20 protein-coding genes and 1 tRNA gene are annotated in these 20,842 nt (G+C 69.5%); 7 read left to right on the forward strand and 14 right to left on the reverse strand.

Features of this window, described 5'->3' with window-relative positions; translation table 11 throughout:
* Nucleotides 1–3 precede the first annotated feature (3 nt).
* Complete coding sequence (locus AX744_RS07365; protein WP_231728757.1) at nucleotides 4–705, reverse strand: TnsA-like heteromeric transposase endonuclease subunit; 702 nt, start codon at nucleotides 703–705, stop codon at nucleotides 4–6.
* Nucleotides 706–1,219: 514 nt separating this feature from the next.
* On the opposite strand from AX744_RS07365, the gene AX744_RS07370 reads away from it, so the two are divergent.
* The 3 genes from AX744_RS07370 (at nucleotide 1,220) to hrpB (ending at nucleotide 6,043) form a co-directional block, all read left to right on the forward strand.
* Nucleotides 1,220–1,648, forward strand: coding sequence for a MarR family winged helix-turn-helix transcriptional regulator (locus tag AX744_RS07370; protein ID WP_045264204.1), 429 nt, complete (start codon nucleotides 1,220–1,222; stop codon nucleotides 1,646–1,648).
* A gap of 170 nt (nucleotides 1,649–1,818) precedes the next feature.
* Nucleotides 1,819–3,411: an SPFH domain-containing protein gene (locus AX744_RS07375; protein WP_046746700.1), complete on the forward strand. Its 1,593-nt coding sequence runs from the start codon at nucleotides 1,819–1,821 to the stop codon at nucleotides 3,409–3,411.
* 76 nt (nucleotides 3,412–3,487) lie between these two features.
* The gene (hrpB, locus tag AX744_RS07380; protein ID WP_061016112.1) at nucleotides 3,488–6,043 is read left to right on the forward strand and encodes an ATP-dependent helicase HrpB; all 2,556 of its coding nucleotides are present in this window, start codon (nucleotides 3,488–3,490) and stop codon (nucleotides 6,041–6,043) included.
* Between the two features lie 20 nt (nucleotides 6,044–6,063).
* On the opposite strand, the gene AX744_RS07385 is transcribed toward hrpB, so the two are convergent.
* The 5 genes from AX744_RS07385 to AX744_RS07405 form a co-directional block, all read right to left on the reverse strand.
* Nucleotides 6,064–6,798: an ABC transporter permease gene (locus AX744_RS07385; protein WP_046746701.1), complete on the reverse strand. Its 735-nt coding sequence runs from the start codon at nucleotides 6,796–6,798 to the stop codon at nucleotides 6,064–6,066.
* A complete protein-coding gene (locus tag AX744_RS07390; protein WP_061016081.1) occupies nucleotides 6,795–7,580 on the reverse strand; it encodes an ABC transporter ATP-binding protein in 786 nt (261 codons plus the stop codon). Before AX744_RS07390 ends, AX744_RS07385 begins: the two co-directional genes overlap by 4 nt.
* A 100-nt stretch (nucleotides 7,581–7,680) precedes the next feature.
* Nucleotides 7,681–8,277 (reverse strand): TetR/AcrR family transcriptional regulator, encoded by a 597-nt coding sequence (locus AX744_RS07395; RefSeq protein ID WP_061016084.1) that lies wholly within the window; start codon nucleotides 8,275–8,277, stop codon nucleotides 7,681–7,683.
* A gap of 42 nt (nucleotides 8,278–8,319) precedes the next feature.
* The gene (locus tag AX744_RS07400) at nucleotides 8,320–9,075 is read right to left on the reverse strand and encodes an AAA family ATPase (protein ID WP_046746703.1); all 756 of its coding nucleotides are present in this window, start codon (nucleotides 9,073–9,075) and stop codon (nucleotides 8,320–8,322) included.
* 70 nt (nucleotides 9,076–9,145) lie between these two features.
* Complete coding sequence (locus AX744_RS07405; protein WP_061016086.1) at nucleotides 9,146–10,642, reverse strand: L-serine ammonia-lyase, iron-sulfur-dependent, subunit alpha; 1,497 nt, start codon at nucleotides 10,640–10,642, stop codon at nucleotides 9,146–9,148.
* Nucleotides 10,643–10,768: 126 nt separating this feature from the next.
* Between AX744_RS07405 and AX744_RS07410 the strand changes: the two genes are divergently transcribed.
* Nucleotides 10,769–11,065, forward strand: coding sequence for a hypothetical protein (locus tag AX744_RS07410; RefSeq protein ID WP_046746705.1), 297 nt, complete (start codon nucleotides 10,769–10,771; stop codon nucleotides 11,063–11,065).
* Nucleotides 11,066–11,149: 84 nt separating this feature from the next.
* Here AX744_RS07410 and AX744_RS07415 read toward each other — a convergent pair whose 3' ends face one another.
* On the reverse strand, nucleotides 11,150–12,880 hold the full coding sequence (locus AX744_RS07415; protein WP_046746706.1) for an L-aspartate oxidase: 1,731 nt from the start codon (nucleotides 12,878–12,880) through the stop codon (nucleotides 11,150–11,152).
* 71 nt (nucleotides 12,881–12,951) lie between these two features.
* On the opposite strand from AX744_RS07415, the gene AX744_RS07420 reads away from it, so the two are divergent.
* Both AX744_RS07420 and AX744_RS07425 read left to right on the forward strand, forming a co-directional pair.
* A complete protein-coding gene (locus AX744_RS07420; RefSeq protein WP_082738444.1) occupies nucleotides 12,952–13,890 on the forward strand; it encodes a LysR family transcriptional regulator in 939 nt (312 codons plus the stop codon).
* A gap of 109 nt (nucleotides 13,891–13,999) precedes the next feature.
* Nucleotides 14,000–15,349, forward strand: a complete 1,350-nt coding sequence (locus tag AX744_RS07425; RefSeq protein ID WP_061016088.1) for an alpha/beta hydrolase — start codon at nucleotides 14,000–14,002, stop codon at nucleotides 15,347–15,349.
* A 104-nt stretch (nucleotides 15,350–15,453) separates the two neighbouring features.
* Here AX744_RS07425 and AX744_RS07430 read toward each other — a convergent pair.
* Together AX744_RS07430 and AX744_RS07435 are read right to left on the reverse strand one after the other, a co-directional pair.
* Nucleotides 15,454–15,526 (reverse strand) — tRNA-Arg (locus AX744_RS07430).
* Nucleotides 15,527–15,590: 64 nt separating this feature from the next.
* Nucleotides 15,591–16,175: a hypothetical protein gene (locus AX744_RS07435; RefSeq protein ID WP_058631503.1), complete on the reverse strand. Its 585-nt coding sequence runs from the start codon at nucleotides 16,173–16,175 to the stop codon at nucleotides 15,591–15,593.
* Nucleotides 16,176–16,304: 129 nt separating this feature from the next.
* Between AX744_RS07435 and AX744_RS07440 the strand changes: the two genes are divergently transcribed.
* Nucleotides 16,305–17,144 (forward strand): SDR family NAD(P)-dependent oxidoreductase, encoded by an 840-nt coding sequence (locus AX744_RS07440; RefSeq protein WP_061016091.1) that lies wholly within the window; start codon nucleotides 16,305–16,307, stop codon nucleotides 17,142–17,144.
* 48 nt (nucleotides 17,145–17,192) lie between these two features.
* Here AX744_RS07440 and AX744_RS07445 read toward each other — a convergent pair whose 3' ends face one another.
* From AX744_RS07445 to AX744_RS07465, 5 genes are all read right to left on the reverse strand, one after another.
* Nucleotides 17,193–18,053 carry a hypothetical protein gene (locus AX744_RS07445; protein ID WP_061016114.1) on the reverse strand — a complete coding sequence of 287 codons (861 nt, stop codon included), beginning with the start codon at nucleotides 18,051–18,053 and terminating at the stop codon, nucleotides 17,193–17,195.
* On the reverse strand, nucleotides 18,053–18,265 hold the full coding sequence (locus tag AX744_RS07450) for a hypothetical protein (RefSeq protein ID WP_230977960.1): 213 nt from the start codon (nucleotides 18,263–18,265) through the stop codon (nucleotides 18,053–18,055). The genes AX744_RS07445 and AX744_RS07450 overlap by 1 nt, the downstream gene beginning before the upstream one ends.
* A 143-nt stretch (nucleotides 18,266–18,408) precedes the next feature.
* Nucleotides 18,409–19,074: a GntR family transcriptional regulator gene (locus tag AX744_RS07455; RefSeq protein WP_061016092.1), complete on the reverse strand. Its 666-nt coding sequence runs from the start codon at nucleotides 19,072–19,074 to the stop codon at nucleotides 18,409–18,411.
* A 114-nt stretch (nucleotides 19,075–19,188) separates the two neighbouring features.
* Nucleotides 19,189–19,830 carry an NADPH-dependent F420 reductase gene (locus AX744_RS07460; protein ID WP_046746713.1) on the reverse strand — a complete coding sequence of 214 codons (642 nt, stop codon included), beginning with the start codon at nucleotides 19,828–19,830 and terminating at the stop codon, nucleotides 19,189–19,191.
* A 56-nt stretch (nucleotides 19,831–19,886) separates the two neighbouring features.
* Nucleotides 19,887–20,828, reverse strand: coding sequence for a GNAT family N-acetyltransferase (locus AX744_RS07465; protein WP_061016094.1), 942 nt, complete (start codon nucleotides 20,826–20,828; stop codon nucleotides 19,887–19,889).
* Nucleotides 20,829–20,842: the final 14 nt, after the last annotated feature.

A 20,842-nucleotide genomic window follows, 5' to 3' on the forward strand; every position in this document is an offset into this window, starting at 1 on the left:
CCCTCACGCCGACACCGCCACACTGGGCACCGTTACGCCCCTGGTCAGGACACTCGTCATTGCCAAAGGTCGCTCCAGATCCGCACTCAATACGCCCGACCAAATCAGGTGATAGCAAGCGGCGAGACCCGCGGGTCCGGGTGTCAGCATCGCCGCGACCACGGCGAGGGATGCACCACCCGCCGGGACATCCGGTATCTCGTCCGGGTCCGGGAGGATTCGGTATCGATTCAGGAACCGCAGGTTCGCATCCCGGACCCGCGACAAACCCTCGAACACCACATACCGCCACCCCACCCGAGCACAGAACGCCGCCGTGCGATCGAACTGCTCCCGCGCACGCTCATCGATCAGATCTGTCGGCCGCACATCCACTACTGCACCCGACCCATCAGCGAGCCGCGCGAAGAAATCCGGCGCATGCTGACGTCGCACTCCGCCTTCACCCCACGAGATCCACATCGGCTGGCTCGACACTCCGACCACAGTCGGCAGCCGATCAAGCTCCGACAGACAAGACCGCTCCACCAGCGACTCGAACGCTACCGACCGCCCCAACCGCGACATCCAGAAGTGACCGTCATAATGCCGCTTGCCCCTCCACGACGAGAACACGCGCACCGACTCACACCGCTCGAACGGGACACCACCCACGTCCCGCTCATCCAACTCCTCATGCGCACCATCGAGACGAAACTCGACCACGCACCCCGCGTCATCCACGGAAGCGGGCACACCAGTCCACTGCAAAGTCAGGTCCACAGGAATCCAATCAACGTCGACGGAAGATACCTATTCGACGGACGGCCTGACTCCTGAGGAGAGGTACTGCCCTATATCTCGGGTCCTGACAACTCAGGCCACCAACATCGGCGACCCCACCCACCCGCAGGGTGACACCCACACCCACCCGCCTACCCACGCCACGCCGCAGACGCGACAACATCCGTGAGAATCCGCCATCTTTCATGAGAACAGCGACAACTTTCATGAGAAAGCGACAGGTTTCGTGAGAAGGGACAAGGCGCTCGATGCCTGCGCTCAAGATTCCGTGATCAAACCGTTGCATTCGTTACCTCGCCGTTATACAGTGATCGCACGGTGAATGTTTGCTGTGGCATCCACCGCATGTGATTGCAGGACACTCTTGGTGCAAGGGACAAGGGCCGGTCGGGAGCCTCTCCGACCGGCCCTTTACTGTTCGCACTATTCTGTGAGGATGACCGATCGCAAGCTCGCCCTGGAGGCCTGGGAGAGCCTGTTCCGCGCACAGCACGAGCTGTTCACCGAGATGATGGGCGACTTCGAGCACAGCGATATCGCGCAGGCCGAGTACGACGTGCTGCTCACCGTCACCCGCTCCCCCGACCTCACAGCGCGGCTGCGGGACATCACGGCGAATATGCTCATCAGCCAACCCAGCGTCTCGCGACTGGTCGACCGCATGGTCGCGCGCGGTCTCGTGGCGAAGTGCCCCGACCCCGACGACGGTCGCGGCGCACTGATCCGCGCGACCGACGAGGGGGCACGAGCCTTCCGCTCGCTCGCCACCGTGCACGGACGCTCGATCGCCGAGCGCATGTCCCGCCTCGACGACGACGAGCTCCGCGCCCTGCGCGACCTCGCGGAGAAGCTCCGCAAGGGCTGATGTCCGGCTCTCCTCCACAGCTTCTCTGGAGGAGACAGAGTTCCCCACGGGGAGTGGAAGATAACGTCCGCCGCGGCGGTGCCGGGCGCTTTTCTGGCAGGGTGGGGGCGAAGGCGCGCATCACGGCGCGCCCGAGACCGCCCCCTCGGGGGGAATCAGGGAGGTCATCCATGGAGATCGCCGGAATCGTCGGCATCCTCGTCATCGTCGGAATCGCCGTCGTCGTCGCCGTCGTCCTACTGCTCGTCCTGCTGCTGTTCGCGCGCAGCTGGATCAAGGTCGCTCGCGCCGACGAGGCACTCGTCATCTCGGGACGCAAGCAGAAGGTGCAGACGGCAGTGCTCTCGGCCGACGGCTCGAGCAGGTCCGAGATGTCGGAGTCGCCGGTCACCGTGATCGTGAACGGCAAGTCGCTCGTGAACCCGATCACGCAGCGTCACGAGATCATCTCGCTGCGTTCACGTCAGGTCTCCCTGAACGCCGAAGCGCAGTCGCTCGACAGCGTGACCCTGAACGTCGACGGTGTCGCGATCGTGAAGATCGGATCCGACCCGATCCTGGTCCGCCGCGCAGCCGAGCGATTCGCCTCGCAGGACAAGGCCATCGAGCAGTTCACCACCGAGCAGCTCGAAGGTGCGCTCCGCGGTATCGTCGCCACCCTGTCGGTCGTCGAGCTGATGCGCGAGCGCAAGAAGTTCTCGGACCAGATCGCGGCAGACGTCTCGCAGGAGCTCGCCGAGCAGGGGCTGATCCTCGACTCGTTCCAGATCAAGGGCATCACCGACAAGGTGGGTTACATCCAGTCGCTCGGCGCCCCCGAGATCCAGGCGAAGCGCCAGTCCGCCGAGATCTCGCAGACCAACGCCGACCGCGCGATCAACCAGAAGAACATCGCCAACCAGGAAGCGAACCTGATCGAGCAGACCGCGCTCGACACCAACACCGCCAACGCGGACTCCGGCATCGGCCGGGCGCGCGCCGAAGCCGAGCAGGCCGAAGCACTCGCCCGCGCGCAGGCCGAGCAGGCGGTGCTGCAGCAGCAAGCCGAGAACAAGCAGGCACAGCTCGACGCCGACGTGAAGCGCGTCGCCGACGCCCAGCGCTACGAGGCGGAGACCCGCGCCCAGGCCGAGCTCTACACACGCGAGCGCTCGGCCGAAGCCGCCGCGATCGAGCAGGTCAAGCAGGCCGAGGCCCGCACGCGCATCGCCGAACAGCAGGCCCAGGCCGACAAGGCCCGCGCCGAGGGTGAAGCAGCAGCGGCGATCGCGAAGGCCAGCGGTGAGGCGAATGCCCTCCGAGCCCAGGCCGAGGCCGAAGCAGAAGCCCGCCGCCTCCGCGCCAGCGCCGAGGCCGACGCGATCCGTGCCGAGGGTGACGCCCGTGCGGCAGCCCTGGAGGCGGAGGCCAAGGCCATCGCCTCGAACCAGGACGCATTCCTCTCGCAGCGCGTCCTCGAGGTGCTGCCGTCGATCATGGCCGAGTTCTCGAAGGGCTATGCGGCGATCGGCAACGTGTCGATCATCGGCAGCTCCGGCGAAGACGGCGCATCCACCGTCGTGGGCGCCGACAGCGCCAAGGCACTCGCCTCGGTGTTCGACAGCGTCCACTCGGCTACGGGGCTCGACCTGGCCGGCATCATCCAGGGTCAGGCCGTGGGCCGCGGCTTCGGCGCAGGAGTCGCAGAGGCTTCGGCGGCCGCGCCCACGCCGCGCGTCGCGACGCCGACCACGCCACCGCCGCCCGCGCCGCCCGCGGAGTAGTCGGCGCATGACGGCGGATGCCGCGATCGATTCGGTCGCGGCATCCGCCGTTTCTCCGACCGGGCAGACTGGACGGATGACGCGCGCCGCCTTCGACATCGCTACGATCGGCGCCGGCCTGTCGTTCGCCGGCGCCGTCGAGGAGCTCTCCGCCGCCCTCGACAAGAGTTCATCCGTGGTGGTGACCGCACCGCCGGGCACGGGCAAGACCACCCTGGTGCCTCCGCTTCTCGCCTCGCGAACCCCCGGTCGGGTGGTCGTCACCCAACCGCGCCGGGTGGCCGCACGCGCGGCCGCTCGCCGACTCGCGCAGCTCGACGGCTCGCCTCTCGGCGGGCGCGTGGGATTCACCGTCCGCGGCGAGCGCTCCGCGGGAGCCGACACGAAAGTCGAGTTCGTCACGGCGGGGGTCCTCCTGCGACGGATGCTCGACGACCCGGGACTCGACGGTGTGGGCGCGGTCATCATCGACGAGGTGCACGAGCGCGCCATCGAGACCGACCTCCTCGTCGGTCTGCTCTCCGAGGTGCGCGAGCTGCGGGACGACCTGACGGTCGTGGCGATGTCGGCCACCCTCGACGCCGCCCGGATCGCCGCCGTCATCGGCACCGACGAGTCCCCTGCGCCGGTCGTCGACCACGACGTCCCGGCCTTCCCCCTCACCGAGCGATGGGCTCCGAGTCCCGTGCCCCGCCTCGACGAACGGGGAGTCACCCGGGGGTTCCTCGACCACGTCGCGAGCATCACCGCATCCGCAGCCGCCGAACTGGTCCGCGAAGACCCGGAAGCCGATGTGCTGGTCTTCGCCCCCGGCGCTGGTGAGGTGTCGGAGATCGCGCGACGCCTCCGCTCCCTCAGCGACGCCTTCGACGTGCGCGAGTTGCACGGGCGGATCGCCCCGGCGGAACAGGACGCCGTGATCCGCGGCCGCGCGCCGCGCGAGGTCCCCCGCATCATCGTCACCACCTCCATGGCCGAGTCATCTCTCACCGTGCCGGGTGTACGGCTGGTCGTGGACACCTGCCTGTCGCGGCAGCCCCAGCGTGACGCGGCCCGTGGCATGACGGGTCTGGTCACCACCGCCGCCTCACGCTCCTCGTGCGTGCAGCGTGCCGGACGCGCCACCCGGCAGGGCCCCGGCGCCGTGATCCGCTGCGTCGACGAGCGCACTTACGCCGCGGCTCCCGCTCGTCCGTCGCCGGAGATCGCCACGGCCGACCTCGCCGACGCCGCCCTCCTCCTCGCCTGCTGGGGCGCACCGGGTGGCGCGGGTCTGCGCATGATCGAACCGCTGCGAGCCGACAGCCTCGCCGACGCCGTGGCCGTGCTCCGCGGACTCGGCGCGATCGACGACGACGGTCGCGCCACGGCAGACGGCCGAGTGCTGGCACGTATCCCGACCGACCCGCGACTGGCCAGGGCGCTGCGCGACGGCAGTCCCGTGGTGGGGAACCGACTCGCCGCTGAGGTGGTCGCGCTTCTGAGCGGAGACCAGCGCGTCCCCGACGCCGACGTCGCCCACGCTCTCATCGCACTGCGCGGAAGTCGGACCCCCGACGCTCGCCGTTGGCACGAGGACGCGCGTCGCCTGGAGCGGATGGTCGATCCGACGCCGGACACGCGTTCGGGCCTCGGGGGAGTGGGTCTCGTGATCGCGCTGGCCTTCCCTGACCGTGTCGCCCACCGCGTCGAGCGCTCGGAGTCGGGCGCGACCTTCCTGCTGGCTTCGGGCACCCGGGCCGGGGTCACCGGTCCGCTCGCCGCCGTGGAGTGGCTGGCCGTGGCCGACGTCACCCGGGCCTCATCGCGGGCGGCGGCGGGCTCCGGTGCGGTCATCCGATCGGCGGCGGTGCTGACGGAGGGGCAGATGGAGAGCGCGGCCAGCCACCTGATGACAGACCGCATCGAGGCCGAGTTCGTCGGAGGTCGCGTGCAGGCCCGCCGTGAGCGCCGGATCGGGGCGATCGTTCGCTCATCGGTGCCGGTGCGGGCGGCGGCGTCGGAAGGCCGGGATGCAATGGAGCGGGCGCTCCGACGCGACGGACTCGGCATGTTCACCTGGTCCGAGAGTGCGGATGCCCTGCGCCGCCGACTCGCGCTGCTGCGACGCGAGCTCGGCGAACCCTGGCCCGACGTGTCGGACTCGGGGCTGCTCGAATCGCTCGACACGTGGCTGGCGACGGAGCTCGATGCCCTCGCGTCCGGCGCCCCCGCCAGCCGGCTGGATCTCACGTCCGCCCTTCGCCGTCTGCTGCCCTGGCCGGAAGCCGCGCACCTGGATACGCTCGCCCCGGAACGGCTCGCCGTGCCCAGCGGGTCCCGGGTGCGCATCACCTACCCGGAGCCCGACCGCGACGCGACCGCACGCCCCGTCGTGGCGGTGAAGCTGCAGGAGTGCTTCGGCTGGGCGGAGACGCCGCGGCTGGTGGACGGACGCGTTCCCGTGCTCTTCCACCTGCTGTCCCCGGCGGGGCGGCCGCTCGCCGTCACAGACGACCTCGCCTCCTTCTGGTCCGGTCCCTACAACCAGGTGCGCGCCGAGATGCGCGGCCGCTACCCCCGGCACCCGTGGCCCGAGGATCCGTGGGCCGCGGCGCCGACCAAGCACACCAAGAACCGCGCCGCTCGCTGACCCGCACCCCCGAGCCGGTCTCAGCCAGTTCGCCGCCGCAGTGTGAGGGCGGCAAGCGCCAGGGCGCCGACGGCGAACGCCACGACGATGAGCAGCGGACCGAACACGTCCGCGCCCTCGTCCCCCGCCGCGACCGCGTTGATCGTGTCGATCGCGTAGCTGAGCGGCAGCCAGTCGGAGATGGCGTGCAGCACATCGGGCATCTGGTCTCGGGGCATGAACAGACCGCCGAGGATGATCTGCGGGAACACCAGCAGCGGCATGAACTGCACGGCCTGGAACTCGGTCTGGGCGAACGCGCTCGCCAGCAGCCCGAGCGCCGTGCCGAGCAGAGCATCGACAACCGCGACGAGGCCGAGCTGCCACAGCGGCCCGTCGACGTCGAGGCCGCACACCGCGACCGCGAACGACACCGTGATCACCGCCTGCAGCAGGGCCATCAGCCCGAACGCGAGTGCGTAGCCGAGGATGAAGTCGGCCTTCTCGAGTGGCGTGGTCATCAGCCGTTCGAGCGTGCCGGAACGGCGCTCGCGCAGGGTGGTGATCGATGTGATGAGGAACATCACGATGAACGGGAACAGCGCCAGGATCGCACCGCCGAACTGATCGAACACACCGTCCTGCTCGCTGAACAGCCAGGCGAAGAGACCGACGAGCAGGCTCGGGGCGATGAGCATCAGGGCGATCGACCGCGGGTCGTGCCGCAGCTGCGTGAGCACGCGCCCGGCGGTCGCGAACAGCCGACGGCCGTTCATCCCTCGACCTCCTCATTCCGCTCGTGCGCCTCTCGCCGCGCCCGCCTGGTGGTCGCGGCGCCGGCCGCGCTGTCGCGCTCGATCAGAGCGAGGAACGCGGCTTCGGCGTCGCTCGTGCCGGTGTCGGCGAGCAGCGACGATGGCGTCGTGTCGGCGATGATCCGCCCTTCCCGCATCAGGAGCAGCCGGTCGCAGCGCACAGCCTCGTCCATCACGTGGCTCGAGACGATGAGTGTGACGCCCCGGTCGGCAAGGCGTCGGAACAGGCTCCACAGCTCGGCACGCAGTACAGGGTCGAGGCCGACCGTCGGCTCGTCCAGCACGATGAGCTCGGGGGCGCCGATCAACGCGACCGCGAGCGACACCCGCGTCGCCTGGCCGCCGCTCAGCGAATCGACGAGCTGCGCCGCCTGCGCGCCGAGACCGACCTCCTGGATGACCCGGTCGACATCGTCCTTCGGCGCCTTCAGGAGCGAGGCGAAGTAGGTGAGATTCTGCCGCACGCTGAGATCGCCGTAGACCGAGGCGCCCTGCGTGCCGTACGCGACACGATGCCGCAGCTGGCGGGAACCACCCGGCTCACCGAGAACGGTCACGTCGCCCGACGCGATCCGCTGCACGCCCACGATCGACCGCATGAGCGTGGTCTTGCCGCACCCCGAGGGTCCCAACAGTCCCGTGATCTGGCCGCGGGGCACGGCGAGGTCGATGCCGTCGAACACACGAACGGCCCCGCGCCGCACGCGCAGCTGCGTGATCTCGACGGCAGCATTATTCATCATGCGATGAATTATGCGCCTCCCGCTCGACGGCGTCAACGGGTTCTCCAGAGGGCAGCAAGGTGCAGCGCCGTAGAAGGTGCAGAGCAGAAGGAAGTGGAGCTCAGTCGAAGAGGTAGCGCTGCACCGTGGGGCCCAGCCGTGCGACGAGGTCCTCCACCGGGGCGGCAGCGAGCGCCGGGAGCTTCAGCACATATCGGGCGATCAGCATCCCGGCGATCTGCGAGGCGACGAGCGATGCCCTGAGGTCGGCGTCGTCGACGTCAAGGCTCCGCGAGATGCGGGAGAGGAGCTCACGCGAGAGGAATCCTGCCAGCAGCGGTGTCGTCACCCGACTCCCGATCGCGGTGCGGAGGAGCATGACCCCGCGCCGGCGCACCTCGGGCTGCTCGAACGCCTCGAGGACGTATCGGATCAGACGTTCACCGACCTCGTCACGCGGACCCGCGAGGATCCCCGGCACATCGATGTCCGGACGCAGCGGGATGCCCACGGCTTCGGCGAAGAGGTCGGCTTTGGTGCCGAAGTAGTGGTGCACGAGGGCGGAGTCCACCCCGGCCCTCGCGGCGATGGAGCGGATCGTCGCTCCGTCGTAGCCCTTCTCCCCGAAGTCGTCCACGGCGGACGCGATGATGCGCGCGCGCGAGTCCGAGACGCCGCGGGGACGGCCACGCCGCCTGGGGGGCTTGTGCTCGGTCATGCCCGTCAGCCTATGATGCGCGGCGATGGCACGGCGCGCCGGTCAGTCGAGCAGATGACGCAGATAGCGCGTCGGGTGCTCGAGGAACGAACGCCAGTGGTTCACGATCTCGAGGTCGTCCCACTCGGCCGGGCGCACACCCCACTCGCCGACCTCGAGGATCTTCGCTCCCGGCAGGGCCGCCAGCACCGGCGAGTGGGTGGCGCACAGCACCTGCCCTCCCTCGTCGGCGATGCGTCGGAGCACGGCGATCAGGGCGAGGGTGGAGTTGAAGGACAACGCAGCCTCCGGCTCGTCGAGGCAGTAGAAGCCCGGCTCGTCGAAACGGCTCTCCAGCAGTGCGAGGAACGACTCGCCGTGGCTCATCTCGTGGAACGGCACATCGGGTGCGCTGGTCGACGGGTTCTCCTCGAGGTAGGTGTAGAAGGAGTGCATCGTCTCTGCACGGAGAAAGAACCCCCAACGGCTCGAGCCCACTCCCCGCTGCAGCCGCAACCACTCGGACAATGGCGATTCGGTCGCCCGCGTGGTGTGTCGAGCCTGCCGGGAACCTCCCTCGGGTGAGAGGCCGTACGCGATCGCGACGCCCTCGACCAGGGTGGACTTGCCGCTGCCGTTCTCGCCGACCAGGAAGGTCACCCCGGGGTCGAGGTCGATCCCCTCACGCAGCACCTGGGCGACCGCGGGGATGTTCGTCGGCCACCCCGTGCCCGTCGTCGGCGCCTCATCGTTCGGACGGACCGCGACGACGGGCTGCTGCCGTCGTCGCCGAGAGGTCGGCTCCCAGAACGCATCCATCGTGATCCCTCCCCGTGTGGCGTCTCGGAGAGGCTACCCGCATCCCCCGACAGGGACACGGGAAGGAGCCTCAGCACTCGATGACGTTGACAGCGAGGCCACCCTCGCTCGTCTCCTTGTACTTGGTGGACATGTCGGCCCCCGTCTGGCGCATCGTCTCGACGACGGCGTCCAGCGAGACGTAGTGGCTGCCGTCGCCGCGAAGGGCGAGCCGCGCAGCGGTGACGGCGGTCGAGGCGGCGATCGCGTTGCGCTCGATGCAGGGAATCTGCACGAGCCCGCCGATCGGGTCGCATGTGAGACCGAGGTGGTGCTCCATCGCGATCTCGGCCGCGTTCTCGATCTGCCGGTTCGTGCCGCCCATCACCGCGGTGAGGCCGCCGGCCGCCATGGCACAGGCGCTGCCGACCTCGGCCTGGCACCCGCCCTCCGCGCCGGAGATCGACGCGTTGGCTTTGAACAGCGACCCGAGTGCCGTCGCGGTCAGCAGGAAGCGACGGATGCCGCGTCGACGGTTCGCCTCAGCGGTCTGCTCCTCGTCGAGCTCGCTCCCGTCGCTCACCGCACGCACGTCCGACTCGAAACCGAGCAGCGCACTGCCGACCAGCTCGCCGTACGGAGTGACCGCATTGCCCGCCCCGAGCCCCGAGTCGGCAAGGAAACGCCACCAGTACATCGCGACGGCTGGGAGGATGCCTGCGGCTCCATTGGTCGGCGCGGTGACGACGCGACCGCCCGCCGCGTTCTCCTCGTTCACGGCGAGCGCGAAAGCACCGAGCCATTCGCCGGGAAGCTCGCGGTGCCCGTCGGCTTCCACCTCCTCGAGCTGGCCGCGGATCACACCGGCACGCCGCTTGACCTTGAGGATCCCGGGGAGCGTGCCCTCGGCGTGGAGGCCGGCATCGACACACCCCGACATCGCATCCCAGATCGCATCGAGCCCGGCAGCGACCTCCTCTTCCGAGCGCAGCGATGTCTCGTTCAGTCGCGCCACCTCGGCGATCGACAGTCCGTTCTCGTCGCAGAGGGCGAGCAGCGACGCCGCATCCGCGTAGGAATGCGGGAATCCGGCGGTCGCGAGCTTCGCCTCCTCGCCGTCGCGTCGGATGAAACCTCCGCCGACCGAGTAGTAGGTCTCCTCGGCGAGCACCGCACCCGAGTCGTCCCAGGCGGTGATCGTCATGGCGTTCGGGTGCCCGGGAAGCCGGGTGCGCGGCGCGAACACGATGTCGTCCTTCGCGAAGGCGACGTCGTGGGTGCCGTCGATGCGGATCATGGCCTGGGCGGGCAGATCGGTCCAGGCTGCACGGACGTCGGCAGGATCGCAGGTCTCCGGCGTGAGACCGCGCAGGCCCGCGACGACCGCATCCGGGGTGCCGTGCCCGATACCCGTCGCTCCGAGCGAACCGTAGAGGGTGCTGCCGATCCGGGCGACCTGGGGAAGGATGCCCGTCGCTGTGAGTCGCCGAGCGAAGTCGAGGGCCGCTCGCATCGGTCCGACCGTATGGGAGCTCGATGGCCCCACTCCGATGGAGAAGAGGTCGAAGGCCGAGACGTACGCTGTCACCCCTCCAGGCTACGCCGGATTCACCACTTCGGTTCACCGCGGTTAACTCATCAGCGCGTCAAGCCCCTTCCCGTCCTGCGTGTGCGGAGCCATCCTGTTCAGACCACATCGTCGAAAGGGGTCATCATGACCGACACCACTCCCGACCCGGAGACCACGGACGAGGCCTCCCCCGAATCGCAGACCCCCACGCCCACGCCGTCGTCGGACACGAGCGAGGGCGAGGTCACGACACCCGCCGAGGCGGAATCGCCAGAAGACGCCGACCCGAGCGAGGTTCCGAGCACCGAGGAGCTCGAAGAGCCCAGCACCGAGAAGGCCCCGGGCGAAGAGCCCAAGGCTCCGAAGCGCGATGAGCCCGAGCCCGATCACGAGGCGGTCGGCATCGGCGTGATCGACACGGAAGAGCCGCAGGCCGACTGAGCTCCCGAAGAATCCGGAGCACCACAGAGGCCCCGTCCTGCTGTCATCGGCAGGACGGGGCCTCGGTCGTGAACGGGGTCCCCGCTACTCGACGAGCTTGCCCTCGGTGTCGACCTCCCGCATGAGCTCGGCGATCTCAGGCGAGATCTCAGGGATCGCCTCTCGGGTCACACCGTCCTTCGGCGACCACACCAGGTTCACCTGCAGTGTCGGGTCGGTGTCGGGGAAGTCGCTGCGGTTATGGCATCCACGGGTCTCCCGACGTTCCAGCGCCGCCTCGAGGGTGGCGCGTGCAGCGAGCGCCGACGCCTTGAGATCGAACGCGTGCGCGAGGTCCTGGAAACCCGCGATGTCGGGGTGGATGCCGATGTCCTCCATGCGCCCCTCGATCATGTCGAGGTCGGCGAGTCCCGCGCGCAGCCCCTCCTCCGAGCGCACGACTCCGGCGTACTCGGTCATCAGGTTGCGGATCGCGCGCTGCAGCGCGCGGACGTTCTCACGTCCCTCCGCGGCGAGCAGGTCGTCGATCTCCGCACGCGCCTCGGCGACGGCCGTCGCCGACCGACGCTGCGCATCCAGCCCGGCCGCATGCTCCATGGCCGCCTGCCCCACGATCCGCCCGTAGACGAGCAGCTCGATGAGCGAGTTGCCCCCGAGTCGGTTGGCGCCGTGCAGTCCGCTGGAGGCCTCGCCGATCGCGTAGAGGCCGTCGACATCGGTCTGGTGGTCTTCCGGCCGCACCCACACACCGCCCATCGAATAGTGCGCGGTCGGTGCGATCTCGATCGGGTCGGTGGTGATGTCGAGCATCTGCAGCTCCATCATCGTCTGATAGACGCGTGGCAGGCGGGTCATGATCGTCTCGCGCGGCAGGTGCGACACGTCGAGCCAGACGCCACCGTTCTCGGTGCCGCGACCTTCCTGGATCTCGGTGTACGCCGCGAGCGCGACGCGGTCCCGCGTCGACAGCTCCATCCGCTCGGGGTCGTATTTCGCCATGAACCGCTCACCGAGCGCGTTGCGCAGGATGCCGCCCTCGCCGCGAGCCGCCTCGGAGATCAGGGTTCCCGCCGCGCTCTCCGGCTCGATGATGCCGGACGGGTGGAACTGGACGAGCTCGGGGTCGCGCAGGCGAGCTCCCGCGTCGACCGCCAAGCGGAAGGAGTCGCCCGTGTTCTCGTCACGGCGGGAAGAGGTGCGGCGCCAGATGCGGTTGTGTCCGCCCGCGGCGAGGATCACGGCATCCGCGTGGATGAGGTAGCGGGTGCCGTCGGCCTGGTCGAAGCCGTAGGCCCCGAACACGACGTTGTCGCGCACCAGGAGGCGGGTGATGTAGACGTGGTCGAGGATCGGCACGTCGAGCTGCTCGGCCTTGCGCACGAGGGTGCGCTGGATCTCGAGCCCCGTGTAGTCGCCGGCGAACGCCGTACGGCGGAAGGTGTGAGCGCCGAAGAACCGCTGCGAGATGCGGCCGTCGTCTTCACGCGCGAAGTCCATGCCCCAGCGCTCGAGGTCGCGGATGCCCCGCTCGGCGCCCTGAGTGACGATCTCGACCGTGTGCGGGTTGGCGAGGAGGTAGCTCTCCTTGATGGTGTCGGCCGCGTGCTGCTGCCAGCTGTCCTCCGCGTCCATCGTGCCGAGCGCGGCGTTGATGCCGCCGGCGGCGAGGGAGGTGTGCGCGTCCTGCCGCGGCCGTTTGCCCACAGCGAGCACGTCGACGCCGTGTTCGGCGATCTCGATCGCTGCCCGGAGGCCCGAGCCTCCGGTGCCGATGACGAGGACGGTGGTGGATATCTGACGTTCGCGCGTAGCCATGCGGTCCACGGTAGTTAGGGGATCCTAATAACTCCAATGCATAGTTCGACTTGAAACGATGCGGGTAGGCTATGGACATGAACCTCGAGCAACTCCGCGGGTTCGTCGAGGTCGCGCGTCTCGGACACTTCACCCGCGCCTCCGAGCACCTGCACCTGGCACAGCCGTCTTTGAGCCGGCAGATCTCGACGCTGGAGCGCGAGCTCGGCGCCGAGCTGTTCCACCGCGCGCGCGGCCATATCGCCCTCACGGCCGCCGGCGAGACGCTCCTCCCCCGCGCACAGCGCATGCTGGCGGAGGCCGATGCCATCCGCGACGAGATGGGCGAACTCGCCGGGCTCCGACGGGGACGCGTGCGCCTCGGCGCCCCTCCCACCCTCTGCATCAGCCTCGTCGCCGAGGCGATCCGCTCCTTCCACGCCGCGCACCCCGGCGTCGACCTGCATCTCACCGAAAGCGGATCTCGCCGCCTCGTCGAGGAGCTCGCCGTCGGCGCCGTCGACATCGCACTCATCACGGAATCCGACGGCCCTCCACCCTCGGGGTTCAGCCTCACGCGGATGCCGCTGCTCACCGAGGAGCTCGTCGTCGTCTCGGCCGCGACCGAGCCACCCGTATCGAGCTCGGCATCCATGACGCTGCTCCACCTCGCGTCCCTCCCCCTGATCGCACTCGACGAGACCTACGAGCTTCGAGCCACGACCGATGCGGCCTTCCGCGCCGAGGGCCTCAGGCCCACCCATGTGCTCGAAGGCGCCGAGATGGACGCGGTGCTGCGTTTCGTCGAGCGCGGTGTCGGCGTCGCGGTCGTGCCAGCGATGGTGCTCCTCGATCGCCCCGCCCTGCGGTCGGTCCGGTTGACGCACCCCATGATGACCCGCACGGTGAGCCTCGCCCACCGTGCGGATGTGACGCCGGCCGTCGCCGTCGCCGCGATCCGCGACGTGATCGTCGCGACCGCCGCCGAGGTGGCCGACCGCGATCCGGCGATCACGAGCCTGCTCACCTGACGACGAAGGGATCATCCGCAAGGATGAGCCCGCTCGCTCCCGAGGATGACGCCCCGCAGAGATCTCCCGACGTAGCGTTGTGGCTCCACCCACTCGATGGAGGAGTGCCATGCCCTGGCTGGACATCGCCGCGACCGCCGGAGTCCTGGCGACCCTCGTCATCGGCATCGCCGCACGGCGCCGCCCGCCGACCGCGACCTGGATCGTCGCAGTCGCTACCGCGCTCACGCTCATCGTCGCCTTCCTGGTCGAAGGAGCACGCTGGCAGCTGTTCCTGCTCGCCGGCCTGGCGGCCCTCGTCGCCGGCACGGTGATCTGGGCGCGATCGGGACGCCTCCGCGGTCTCGCGTCCGCGACGGGCGTGGTGCTCGCCATCGGTCTGGTCGGCACCGGCGTCGCGGCATGGGGCCTGCCGCCCGTCTACGTGCCCGCACCGACCGGGCCTCACGCCGTCGGTATCACCACGACGGTCTGGACGGATGCGACACGCGACGCCCGCGGAGGCGACGGCGACGGCGACGGAGACGGCGAGCGACGCTCGATCCCGGCGACGATCTGGTACCCCGCCGACGCGTCGGAGGACTCCGTGGCTTTCCTGCCGCAGCGGGAACGTGTCGACACCCTCACGCGAGCCCTCGCCGACCAGTACGGGATGCCGTCCCTGGTCTTCGACGGACTCGCGGCGGCGCGCGCGAACGCCGGCGGGGATGCGGATCCCGAGGCCGGGAGCTTCCCGGTCGTGATCGCCTCTCCCGGCAGCCAGAGCACGCGCTGGTTCGCGACGTCGTGGGCGGAGGAGGTCGCCAGTCACGGAGTCATCGTGATCGCCCTGGACCACCCGTACGACTCGGCAGCAGCCGAACTCGCCGACGGCAAGACCGCCTTCGGCGAACTCGTCTCCACCGGCGACGACGCGCGCGACCAGGCTGCCGCCGACCACGCGGCCGCGGTCCGCGCAGCCGACATCATCGCCGTCGTCGACGTACTCGTCGACGGAAGCTCCCCGATCGCTGCTCTCGGCGCCGTCGACCCGGAGCGGATCGTCACAGCCGGCCACTCTCTGGGAGGTGCCGCAGCCATCGAGGCGGCGCGGCTCGACGACAGGATCAGCGGGACGATCGACATCGACGGCATGCCCCGTTCTCCGCAGGGGACGACCCTCGGCCGACCGGCTGTGTTCCTGATCGCCGGCGATGCGGACCCGAATCCCGCGTACGACGCCACTGTCGAGACCCTCCTCTCCGACGGCACCGGCGCACGTCTCACGTTCGACGGTGTCGCCCACCTCGGCCTCGTCGATGCGGGGCTCCTCCTCGCTCCGATTCCCGGGGTGACGGGGACGCACGGCCCCGGCGGCCCGCGCCTCGTCGCGCAGGCGACGTTGGTCCTCATCGATGCCGTATCGGCAGACAAACCGCTCGACCTTCGCGCTCTCGCGGCCCTCGGCGACGTCGGATGACTTGAGAGGTCCGACTCGGCACATCGCCGGTGAGCGGACCGTCGGAGAATGCAGAAACGGCCTCCACCGGAGTGGAAGCCGTTTCTCACTGTCTCAACACAGTGTGCGCCCGAAGGGACTCGAACCCCTAACCTTCTGATCCGTAGTCAGATGCTCTATCCATTGAGCTACGGGCGCCCGGCCCGCTCAGCGGGCCGTAGAACAGCCTACAACAGTCCCGACGCGAAAGCGAAACGAGGCCTCAGTCGTCGGCCGATGCGGCCTTCTGCTGCTTCTTCCGCCTCTTGGCCTTGGCTCTCTGCTCCGAGGAGAGCGCCTGCAGGTCGACGAGCCGAAGGGCCTGCATCCGGGCCTCGCGCATGCGGTTGTAGTCGGGATCCTGGTCGGGGCGCATCCCCTCGACACGCAGTCGACGGTCGAGGTTGTGGCGCACGTCGGCCCAGGCCGCGCTCCTCGCCTCCTCGACGATGGCGGCGAGCTGCTCCCGGTCCTGCATGATCTCGCGCAGACGCACGGCGACGCCGGTGGACTGCTTGGCCCGACGGCGGAGGTTGCGCACATCGCGATCGCGGTAGTCGTGCGTCCCCACCGGATCGGAATGGCGGCCCCTCGCCCGCTTGCGCAGGGCGGTGACGGTGGCCGCGGCTTCTTCCGACTCCTCTGCCATGGCACGGAGCGCCTCACGCGCGTCGTCGATGTACTTGTCCATGTCGAACACGCCGTCCTCGGCGATGGTGCCGATGAGGATGTGGTTCTTGACGGCCAGGCGCGCGGCAGCGGTCGCGATCGCGACGCCTTCGGCGATGGCATCCGCTGTCCGTCCCACCGGTACCTCCTCTCCTTGAGCGTACCGGTATCGATGCGGCCCGGTGTCGGCCAGAATGGTCGGAATCAGCATGCCCCACCCATCCGACATCCGCGGGTTCGCGCCCCGATCACGCCCTGCAGGAGACGCATGAAACACCTCGACCTCACCGGGGGCACCACCGTGATCACCGGAGGCGCCAACGGGATGGGCGCGGAGATCGCACGCCGGCTCGCTGCCCGAGGAACATCTCTCGCGCTGGTCGACCACGACACCGCGGCTCTCGCGAGGATCGCCGAGGAGCTGCACGACGCACGCGTGACCACGCACGTCGTCGACCTCCGCGACGACGACGCCGTCTTCGCCGCCGTCAGGGACATCACCGCGTCGCACCCGCGGATCAATGCGCTGATCACGTGCGCCGGCTCCTCCATGCTCGGCGACATCGACCAGCTGACGATGGAGGAGATGCGCTGGCTCACCGACGTGAACCTCTGGGGCACCGTGTCCGTCACCAAAGCGCTCCTCCCCGCGCTCCGCGCCGCCCCTGCCGCCCACATCACCCATCTGGCGAGCGTCTACGCCCTCGCCGCCCCCGCCGGACGGATCCCCTACGCGGTGAGCAAATTCGCCGTCCGCGCCTTCTCGGAAGCACTGCGGCACGAGCTGGAGGGCACCTCTGTGACCGTCGGCGCCGTGTACCCGGCAGGGGTGCGCACCGGGATCATTCTGCACGGCCGCTATGCCGCGGCGATCGACCCGAAGGTCGCCGCCCGCGCCGCCGCGGCCCAGGCGGAGATGTACCACACCGAGCCCGCAGACGCGGCGGCGCGGATCATCCGCGCGACCGAACGACGGGCTGCACGGACCATGGTCGGCCGCGAGGCGCGCCTGATCGATGTGCTCACCCGTATCGCGCCGGCGTCGTACTGGCGTGTGATGCGGCGGCCGCTGCGCGAGGCGATCGACACCACGACGCCGATATCCTGACGCCGATATCCTGACGCGGATGTCCTGACGACGCTGAGGCGCACCGCCTCAGCGGACGACGCCCACCCAGATGCCCGAGGCCCACGCCTGCTGATCGCCGTTGCAGCCGACCGATCCGGGATATCCGCGCACCACGGCCATGCAGTTGGCGAGGAACTCCGGGTCGCCGCCGAACAGCGACCCGTAGGCACCGGACGACGTGAGCGAGCCCCATACACGGAACTGATAGATGTGCGCGAGCTCGTGCGCCATCGCCCAGTTCAACCGGCCGGCACCCCAGCTCGCGATGTCGGCGCGGTACTTGATGTACCCGTTGCTGTTCGCGCAGGCCGGGGCGTTTCCCCCCGCACAGGACGACGATTCGTAGAGCCCGACGCCTCCACCGCCGACGAGGTCGAGCGCCGCCCGTACCCGCGCGTAGCCGTCAGGGCCGCTCGACGACCACGCCGGCCCGCCGGGGCCCGAGCTCTGCGCCGCCTGCCACGAGGCGACCTCCGTGCCGACCTTCTCGGTGAGCGCGTGCACGGTCGCCGTGGCCGCAGCGACCGTGTCGGGGTTCTCCTTCTCGGCGGCGACCGTCTGCTGTGCCGAAAGCGCGGCAGCACGGTGCGCGGCGGTGTCCACCCGCCCCTCCGCACCCTTGAGGGCGACGGTGAGCGCCTGCACCTCCGCGAGGAAGGCGGGACGCTGGGCGAGGACGGCGGCGCGCTGCGCCGTGTCCTGCTCCGCGCGGTCGACCGCGCCATCGAGGTAGTCCGTGCGCTGTCCGGCATCGTGGTACTGCTCGGTGAGGGCGGTCAGCTCAGCGACGGCGGACGCCCTCTCCTGCTCGAGGCCCTGGGATCTGCCGATCATCCCCGAGACGAGGAGCACGGAGGCCGCGAGCGCGACGGCCACGGCGCGACGCATCACGGGAGGAAGCCCGTCGTGTCCGCGATCTGCGCGTCCTGCTCCGCGAGCTGTGAGCGCAGCGCTGTCAGCTGCTCGGCGAGCTCCCGGTTGTCGCCCCGCGTCGTCTCCAGCGCACGTTCGATCCGGACGATCTCCGCTTTGACCGCGGCGATCGATTCCAGACGCTCCTGATCGGCGATGGCGACGACTGTGATCCCACCGACAAGCAAGAGGCATCCGACCGCGACAGCAAGACCTCGCATCTCGCTCCCCAGGACAGCGCACCAGTTCCGGACCGACTCCGATCGCCCCAATATACAACCGGAGGCGGCTCCGCAGGACCTCACCTCGGGAGGCCGCGGACCCGCGAGGCTCAGACCGTCAGGTCGCTGCGCGCCGCAAGCCGCTGCTCCGCCGCGGACTGGCCGCTGGCGAGGTGTGCCGGCACGATCCGACGCAGCGCTTCCGTATCCCGCGCCGTCATCGCCTCGAGGATGATCCTGTGCTCGTCCGCCATGGCGAGCAGGTCGTCGTGCTGACCGAACAGCCAGCGCAGACGGGTGAGGAAGACGGCGATCAGCTCTCCGAGCATCTCGTTCGCGGCGAGTTCGACGGCGACCTCATGGAACTCCGCCGCCGCGATCCTCGCCGCCTCGGAATCCTCGGCACGTGCGGCCGCGAGCTCGCGCTCGTACGCGGCACGGATGCGGGCGATACCCGCCTCGTCGTGCCGCTCCGCCGCGAAGACGAAGATCAGCGTCTCGATGGCCTCGCGCACCTCTGCGAAGTCCTGGATGTCGCGGTGCGTGAACTCCCTCACGACAGCCCAGGTGCGAGGACGCGCGACCACGATCCCCTCGGCGACGAGCGTGCGGATGGCTTCGCGGACCGGAAGGCGGGACACGTTCAACTCCGCGGCGATGTCCCGCTCGACGAGTCGCGCACCCGGCTTCCGGTGTCCGAGGATGATGTCGTCACGAAGGATGCGGGTGACCCGCACCGACTCGAGTTCCCCGCCTGCTGCTATAGCCCCCGCCATCTGGGCATTCTCGCACCCCTGCCGGTGTTCCTCAACTTTTGGTATCCCAAGGCTCCGCACCGATGGACCCCGACGATCGGGCGAGAGGATGCGTCCCCCCGCCCGCATCGATGCTCAGGGCAGACGGTTCGCGCGTGCGAGGTTCTCCGTCAGCTCTTCCGCGTTCTGTCGGACCACATACGCCGGACGGTCACGCTCGACCCGCCACGACTCGCTGAGCGGTCCCACGTTGACGGTGTCGAACCCTGCCTCGTCGTAGAAGCGGGTCACGAAGGCGACAGCCTCCGCATCATCACCGGCAGTCGCCAACGCCCGCCGGTTCGGCGTGCCGGCCGGAGTGCCGTCCGACGTGATCTCCGAGGCGAAGATGTGGTTGAAGGCCTTCGCGATCTTGGAGTTCGGGAGCGCGCGCTGCACCAGCTCCGACGTCGTCGTCTCCCCCTTGTCGAGGGCTTCGATGTGCCCGTCCCGCTCGAAGTAGTAGTTGTTCGTGTCGAGCACGATCTTGCCGGCGAGCTGCTCTGCAGGCAGGTCGTCGATCGCGCGGAGCGGCACCGTGACGACCGCGACGTCCGCAGCGGCAGCGGCATCCTCCGCAGTGGCGGCGCGAGCGTTCGGGCCGAGCTCGGCGACGAGGTCAGCGAGGGTCTCCGGTCCCCGCGAGTTCGCGATCACCACGTCGTACCCGTTCGCGATCGCCACGCGTGCGACCTGGCTGCCGATGTGTCCTGCACCGATGATTCCGAGAGTTGTCATGTCGGGACCAACGCCGGGGGCTCGAGGCTATTCCCGTCGAGTCCTCCGACGACGGCTCAGAAGTCACGGAGCAGGCTCTCCTCGGTGCGGCGGTAGCCCAGCTGCTCGTACAGGTCGATCGCTCCCGTGTTGAAGCCGAAGACGTGCAGACCGATCGAGTCCGCACCGAGCCGGCGCGCCTCCCGCTCGACGGCGTGCATCAGTTCGCGCCCGTACCCTCTGCGCCGGTGCTCGGCGGCCACCTCGATGTCCAGGACGAACACATGAGGACGACCTTCGCGCTGACGCACGCCGACCCACAGGATGCCGACCTCCGTCCCCTCGACGGAGGCGGTGAAGAGCTCCTGCCCCGCGGTGTCGAGTCCGTCGGGAAGCTCGGCGATCATCTGACGATGCGACTCGGCGAGCGCTTCCTCCGGGGTGTAGCGACCGGACTCGACGAGGTCGTTCGCGAACCCCTCCTCCGATGCGGCGGCGAACGTCGGGAAGCGCTCCGGGGTCATCGGCGACACGTCGACGTGGGAAGCGACGTCGCGCGCAGGTAGCGGCTCGAGCACCATCTGGATGGAGGCCACCTCGAAGCCCCGCCCGCTCGCGAACGCGCGACCGGTCGAGTCCTGGGGGAACAGCTGCATGCCGACCTGCGTGGCGCCCTCTTCTCGCGCGACCCGCAGGATCTCTGCGAGCAGATCGTCGCTGTGCGCGTCGGTGAACGGCTCGTCGACGACGAGGTCGAGGAGGAAGAGCTTGTCGTCCCGCAGAATTAGCAGGAGCGTCCCGACCTCCCCTTCCGCGTCCATGACCACGCGCATGACCCGCGCGGTCGCGGTCGCGGCGGAGCCCGGGAACACCTCGCCGAAGAGCTGATCGACGTGGGCGACCGCGTCGACGCCGGGGCGCCGGTCCGACGCCCTGTTGCCGTCGATAAGACGCTTCCGCGCGGCGGACCGCCATTCGTCGAAGCGTTCGGCGGGCAGGGGCATCAGCTGCACGGACATGCGTCCATCCTGCA

The sequence above is a fragment of the Microbacterium sp. CCH5-D1 genome, from assembly GCF_001557335.1.
Lineage (GTDB): Bacteria > Actinomycetota > Actinomycetes > Actinomycetales > Microbacteriaceae > Microbacterium > Microbacterium oxydans.

Excerpts from the sequence above, each read along its gene's own strand:
- AX744_RS07410 (WP_046746705.1), top strand. The coding sequence starts at position 10,769 with ATGACCGACACCACTCCCGACCCGGAGACCACGGACGAGGCCTCCCCC.
- AX744_RS07420 (WP_082738444.1), top strand. The coding sequence starts at position 12,952 with ATGGACATGAACCTCGAGCAACTCCGCGGGTTCGTCGAGGTCGCGCGT.
- AX744_RS07425 (WP_061016088.1), top strand. The coding sequence starts at position 14,000 with ATGCCCTGGCTGGACATCGCCGCGACCGCCGGAGTCCTGGCGACCCTC.
- AX744_RS07400 (WP_046746703.1), bottom strand. The coding sequence starts at position 9,075 with ATGGATGCGTTCTGGGAGCCGACCTCTCGGCGACGACGGCAGCAGCCC.
- AX744_RS07445 (WP_061016114.1), bottom strand. The coding sequence starts at position 18,053 with ATGCGTCGCGCCGTGGCCGTCGCGCTCGCGGCCTCCGTGCTCCTCGTC.
- AX744_RS07460 (WP_046746713.1), bottom strand. The coding sequence starts at position 19,830 with ATGACAACTCTCGGAATCATCGGTGCAGGACACATCGGCAGCCAGGTC.
- AX744_RS07390 (WP_061016081.1), bottom strand. The coding sequence starts at position 7,580 with ATGATGAATAATGCTGCCGTCGAGATCACGCAGCTGCGCGTGCGGCGC.
- AX744_RS07385 (WP_046746701.1), bottom strand. The coding sequence starts at position 6,798 with ATGAACGGCCGTCGGCTGTTCGCGACCGCCGGGCGCGTGCTCACGCAG.
- AX744_RS07465 (WP_061016094.1), bottom strand. The coding sequence starts at position 20,828 with ATGTCCGTGCAGCTGATGCCCCTGCCCGCCGAACGCTTCGACGAATGG.
- AX744_RS07370 (WP_045264204.1), top strand. The coding sequence starts at position 1,220 with ATGACCGATCGCAAGCTCGCCCTGGAGGCCTGGGAGAGCCTGTTCCGC.
- AX744_RS07395 (WP_061016084.1), bottom strand. The coding sequence starts at position 8,277 with ATGACCGAGCACAAGCCCCCCAGGCGGCGTGGCCGTCCCCGCGGCGTC.
- hrpB (WP_061016112.1), top strand. The coding sequence starts at position 3,488 with ATGACGCGCGCCGCCTTCGACATCGCTACGATCGGCGCCGGCCTGTCG.
- AX744_RS07415 (WP_046746706.1), bottom strand. The coding sequence starts at position 12,880 with ATGGCTACGCGCGAACGTCAGATATCCACCACCGTCCTCGTCATCGGC.
- AX744_RS07375 (WP_046746700.1), top strand. The coding sequence starts at position 1,819 with ATGGAGATCGCCGGAATCGTCGGCATCCTCGTCATCGTCGGAATCGCC.
- AX744_RS07455 (WP_061016092.1), bottom strand. The coding sequence starts at position 19,074 with ATGGCGGGGGCTATAGCAGCAGGCGGGGAACTCGAGTCGGTGCGGGTC.
- AX744_RS07440 (WP_061016091.1), top strand. The coding sequence starts at position 16,305 with ATGAAACACCTCGACCTCACCGGGGGCACCACCGTGATCACCGGAGGC.